This window comes from Blastomonas sp. UPD001 (assembly GCF_003426715.1).
In the GTDB taxonomy this organism is placed as follows: domain Bacteria; phylum Pseudomonadota; class Alphaproteobacteria; order Sphingomonadales; family Sphingomonadaceae; genus Blastomonas.
Window position 1 is genome coordinate 1 of the sequence record NZ_QKVT01000084.1, and the last position, 5,185, is coordinate 5,185.

The 5,185-nt window shown below is 55.2% G+C and carries 5 protein-coding genes; 4 read left to right on the plus strand and 1 reads right to left on the minus strand.

Annotation, left to right across the window (positions count from 1 at the left end; genetic code table 11):
- The 4 genes from DM995_RS18890 to DM995_RS18905 all read left to right on the plus strand — a co-directional run.
- Positions 1–701, plus strand: a 701-nt coding sequence (locus tag DM995_RS18890) for a DUF1295 domain-containing protein (RefSeq protein ID WP_116970673.1), incomplete at its 5' end; no start/stop codon positions are given.
- 64 nt (positions 702–765) lie between these two features.
- Complete coding sequence (locus DM995_RS18895; protein ID WP_116970674.1) at positions 766–2,643, plus strand: NAD(P)/FAD-dependent oxidoreductase; 1,878 nt, start codon at positions 766–768, stop codon at positions 2,641–2,643.
- Positions 2,640–3,395, plus strand: coding sequence for an SDR family NAD(P)-dependent oxidoreductase (locus DM995_RS18900; RefSeq protein ID WP_116970675.1), 756 nt, complete (start codon positions 2,640–2,642; stop codon positions 3,393–3,395). The genes DM995_RS18895 and DM995_RS18900 overlap by 4 nt, the downstream gene beginning before the upstream one ends.
- A gap of 19 nt (positions 3,396–3,414) precedes the next feature.
- Complete coding sequence (locus DM995_RS18905; RefSeq protein ID WP_116970676.1) at positions 3,415–4,392, plus strand: NAD(P)H-dependent flavin oxidoreductase; 978 nt, start codon at positions 3,415–3,417, stop codon at positions 4,390–4,392.
- Positions 4,393–4,444: 52 nt separating this feature from the next.
- On the opposite strand, the gene DM995_RS18910 is transcribed toward DM995_RS18905, so the two are convergent.
- Positions 4,445–5,185, minus strand: a 741-nt coding sequence (locus DM995_RS18910) for an enoyl-CoA hydratase-related protein (RefSeq protein WP_157973337.1), incomplete at its 5' end; no start/stop codon positions are given.

Below are 5,185 nucleotides of genomic sequence, written 5' to 3' on the forward strand. Positions count from 1 at the left end.
TCATCGGCAATGGCGATGAACATCTGCGCTTTCTCATCGGAGTGATCTATCTTGCCATGGGTCTGAGAACGGGTGTGCGCTCGGTTCAGGCCCTGGGCCGTGGTGCGTTCCGCAAGGAATTCGGTCGATACGAATATCAGAGGCTGCGCTGGGCTGCGAATGGTAAGCGCAACATCATGCTGGCCCAGCAAGTCGACATCGCCGCTCAGTGGTTCTTGAACGCCATCCTGCTTGCAGCGCCCGCCTTTGTTCTGGCGCAAAGTGAAACGGCGCTGACGGTCCCCATTTTTGTCGCCCTTCTGATTTGGGCCATTGGTTTTGTTATCGAAACGATAGCCGACAGCCAGAAGAAGGCCTTTGTTAAGGAGGCGACGAAGCAAAATCGGGCTAACGCAGTATGCACTATTGGTTTGTGGCGTTTTTGCAGGCACCCAAATTATTTTGGTGAGTGGCTCGCATGGACAGCACTCGCAGTCGCTGCTTCTTTTGAAATATTTGATGTCTCCGATTTTACTTGGGGGGTTGATAAGTTGCTCCTTTTTGCCGTGCTGATCTATGTTTCACGCTATATGTATATCGGCCTGACATGTCTGACGGGCGTTGAGCCAGCCGAGTACTATTCTCTGCAGCATCGGCCCGGTTATCAGGCCTACCGAACCGCTGTGCCTGCATTTTGGCCGAAATGGCCAGCATCGTCATGATGGATTTTTTTGTGTCTGCTGTTAGTCGATTGACTAGCGCAAATTACGCGGGAGAGAGTTAGTGATGGAGAATGGGGCAGAACGTCTCGGCGGTATTAATGAAGCGCTTTTAAGGTCCCTGGATCCGTTGGCGCTCAGGTCGTTGGTTGCGGCGATGGTCGAACGAACGGGCAATATCTCTTTTCTGGACAAGCTCCCGTTCTCACGCAGTGCATTTGAACAACTCGGCAATGCTGAGGCGGCGGAACTCTCCGCCTGGCTTCATAATCTCCCGGTTCGCGACGTCGCATTTCTGGATGATTTTGCAGCGTCCGAACTAATGGCGTTTGTGCTGCAGCGCGATGTACCGAGTGAAGAACGGCGCTTCCACCTCGAGCATTTGCGACCTGCGCAAATCGACAGGAAAGATGCCACCGTCACCGCACAGACTCGCGTACTGATCATCGGCGGCGGTATGTCGGGAATTCTCGCGGCAATCCGCCTTCAGGCAGCGGGTTTTGACTATCTTCTGGTTGAGAAAAATCCGGAACTCGGTGGCACCTGGCACGAAAACACCTACCCGGGTTGCCGGGTAGATGTGCCGAGCCAGAGCTATTCCTATTCCTTTTACGGCAATGCGCGCTGGCCACACCGTTTTTGCGAACAGCCGGAGATTTCGGCGTACTTCAAACAATGTGCACGGTACTATGGCATCGAAAGCCGCTGCTGGCTCAACAGCAACGTCAGGCGATTGGCCTTCGATGCCGCCAGCAAGAGCTGGCGCGTATCGATTGAAAAAGCCGACGGTTCCATTGAGGAGCAAAAATTTGGGGCCGTGATCACCGCTGTTGGCCAGCTCAATCGTCCCTTTATCCCAAAAATTCCTGGCCTTGATAGCTTTTCAGGCCCGGTTTTTCATTCGGCAACGTGGAACCATGACGTCGATCTAAACGGCAAGCGCGTTGCCATCATTGGCACGGGTGCCAGCTCCACACAGTTTGCGCCGGAAGTCGCCAAGATCTCCAAAGAAACAGTCGTTGTTCAGATTTCAGCCCCTTGGCTGATTCCGACGCCTGACTATCATGAGCCCATTCCCGCCGCTCAACAGGACTTGCTCGCGCGCTTCCCAGAATATCTGGCCTGGTATCGATATGCACTGTTCATGACCACTGCAGACAGCCTGATGCCCTTTACGACTGTCGATCCGAACTGGTCCGCCGACGGGTCTGTTAGTGCCGCCAATGACGGGCTTCGGGACAAGCTGACGCGCCATTTACTGGCGGAAGCAGGCGACAGAGCCGACCTGCATCCTAAGATCATCCCCGATTACCCGCCGGGCGCCAAGCGTCTGCTCAGGGACAATGGCTCTTGGTTCAAGATGCTGCGTCAGGACAACGTCATTCTCGAAACCGCCGGCGTAAAGCAGATTGAGCCTGGCACAATGGTTTGCGACAATGATGCACGATATGAAGTGGACGTCATTATTTTCGGCACTGGATTCTCGGCTAGCGGTTTTCTTGAAGGCGTGAGCGTGACCGGTGCAAGCGGTAAGGAACTCAACAGCATATGGGACGGTGATCCGAGTGCCTATCTCGGAATTTCGGTTCCTGACTTTCCCAATTTCTTCATACTCTATGGACCCAACACCAACATCGTCGCCAATGGCAGCATCATCGCTTTTTCCGAATATGCGATGAATCATATCGTTCAGGGGCTTCAGCATATGGAAGCCAATGAGCTGGCGACACTGGTTGTGCGCCAAGCCTCTCTCGACCGTTTCTGCCGAGAAATGGACGAGGCCAATGCCAAAATGGCTTGGGGCCTCGACGGTGTGGAAAGCTGGTACAAGTCCAGGACCGGCCGTGTTTCCCAAAACTGGCCATTGCGTGTGTTCGACTATTGGGACGCGACACGAACCTTCGATCCTGCGGACTATGTCTTTCAACATAGGATAAGCGCATGATTAGGCTCGATGGCAAGATCGCCTTGGTCACCGGCGGAAATGCCGGGATTGGCAAGGCCATAGCCGAGACCTTTGGAAAGGCGGGCGCCTCGGTTATTAAAACCGACATCGCGGGTGGCGCTTCGACGAGCATATTGCGGCACGATGTCACAAGCGAAGATGACTGGGAGCATGTGGTCGCCCAACTGGTCCGTCAGCATGGCAAACTCGATATTCTGGTGAACAATGCAGGGATTGCTCCAACAGGTGTCGAACTTGCGGAAATGGCGCTGGCTGACTGGCAGCGAGTGATTACGGTCAATCTGACCAGCGTGTTTCTGGGGACGAAACACGGCATCCGCGCCATGCGCGAGCGCGGAGGTGGTTCGATTATCAATATGTCCTCGATCATGGGACTTGTCGGCTGTCCAATGCAGGCGGATTATGGTGCCTCCAAGGGCGGCGTGACCATGCTGACCAAATCCGCCGCCCTCGAATGCAATGAGCGGGGCTATAACATTCGGGTCAACTCGATCCACCCTGGCTTCACCGATACCGGCATTGTGCGTGATGCGATCAAGGCTCGACAGCGCACTGCTGCATCGGAGGCTGACATTGAGGCCAAGGTCGCCGGTCTGGCCACGATGCAAGCGATGAAACGTCTCTTCACCACCGATGAGGTTGCAGCTGCAGCCCTGTTCCTCGCGAGCGACGCGGCGTCGGGAATTTCGGGCACACAACTTACTGTAGACGGCGGATACACCGCCGGCTGACTATTTTGGGAGATCTGTAATGAAGACAAAGATTACCGAGATGCTGGGCATCAAACATCCGATTGTTCAGGGCGGCATGCATTTCGTGGGCTTTGCTGAGCTCGCTGGCGCTGTTTCGAACGCGGGCGGCTTGGGCATTATTACAGGGCTGACACAGCGTACACCTGCGGATCTTGCCAACGAAATTGCAAAGTGCCGTGACATTACAGACAAGCCGTTTGGCGTGAACCTGTCATTCCTGCCCTCGGTCAATCCACCCGACTATCCTGGCTATCTGAAAGCCATCATCGATGGAGGCGTGAAAATCGTCGAGACGGCGGGAAACAATCCATCGAATTGGCTGCCAATGCTGAAAGACAATGGCATCCGTGTCGTTCACAAGTGCACATCGGTTCGCCATGCTTTGAAAGCGCAGGACATCGGATGCGACGCTGTGTCAGTTGATGGCTTTGAATGCGGCGGGCATCCGGGTGAAGATGACGTGCCCAATATGATATTATTGCCACGCGCCGCTGACGAACTCGATATTCCGTTCATTGCCTCGGGCGGGCAGGCCGATGCACGCAGCTTGGTTGCATCCCTTGCGATGGGTGCGGAAGGGATCAACATGGGGACGCGCTTCATCGCGACTAAAGAAGCGCCGGTTCACGACAATGTTAAGCAGGCAATCCTCAAGGCAACTGAACTCGATACCGACATCGTATTGCGACCACTGCGGAACACGGAGCGCGTTTTGAGAAACAAAGCGTCGCAGCGCTTGCTGGAGAAGGAGGCATCCTTGGGTGCAGACATCCGCTTCGAAGATGTGTTGCCGGAAGTGGCTGGCGTGTACCCCAAGATTATGCTGGATGGCGAGATGGACGCCGGTGTGTGGTCTTGCGGCATGGTTGCTGGCCTGATCAACGACATTCCGACCTGTCTGGAGTTGATCGACCGGATCATGAACGAAGCAGAAGCGATCATCACCAAGCGGCTGACAGGTTTCCTGGCAGCATAAAAAAACCATGGTGACAGGCGGGCATGCCCCGCCTGTTTCAAAGGCCGTGCGATCAACTTTTCGTGAGAAATGCTGCGAAGCGTGCTTTTGCAAAATCTGATCTCAGGGCCGCCGAGAACGCCTTGCCTTCGCGCTCCATATGCTCGGCCACACCGCCGCTCGCGGAGCTCATTAGTCGCTTTGTCTCTATCAATGAAAATACCGACATAGAAGCGAGCTTAATAGCCGTGGCATGCGCAATTGCGTCGGCGTCGTCATCAACGATGTGAGATACCAATCCCGCGGCATGGGCTTCTTCTGCCGTCAATCGTTCACCAAGCAAAAGCAAGCGCGCAGCAGCGGCATGTCCCATGCGCAATGGAAGCAGCAGCGAGGATCCTGCCTCGGGGACGAGGCCGAGATCGGCAAATGGAAAGGCAAACCACGCCGTGCGTCTGGCGACCACAAGATCGCAATGCAGCAGCATCGTTGCGCCCACACCGACACCCGGCCCATTGACGGCAGCGATCAGCGGCCTTTGAAAAGCCGAGATGGTTTTGACAAAGCGGGCCGCAGCTGACGGCTGATCTCCTCGCCTTGGGCCTTCGGCTGCCTTGGCAAAGGTCGATAGGTCGTTGCCGGCGCAGAAAAAGTCTCCTACCGCTCCAATGGTGACGACGGCAATGTCCTCACTTTGCGAGGCGTCATCAAGCGCATTTGAGACGGCATCGTACATTTCGTCCGTAAGTGCATTGCGCTTTTCAGGCCGCTCCAACCGGATGGCGCGTATCTTATTCGCATCTGATATTCGGAT

What these genes read in the sequence shown, in the direction of transcription:
- DM995_RS18895 (WP_116970674.1), top strand. Translation starts at nt 766, where the DNA reads ATGGAGAATGGGGCAGAACGTCTCGGCGGTATTAATGAAGCGCTTTTA.
- DM995_RS18900 (WP_116970675.1), top strand. Translation starts at nt 2,640, where the DNA reads ATGATTAGGCTCGATGGCAAGATCGCCTTGGTCACCGGCGGAAATGCC.
- DM995_RS18905 (WP_116970676.1), top strand. Translation starts at nt 3,415, where the DNA reads ATGAAGACAAAGATTACCGAGATGCTGGGCATCAAACATCCGATTGTT.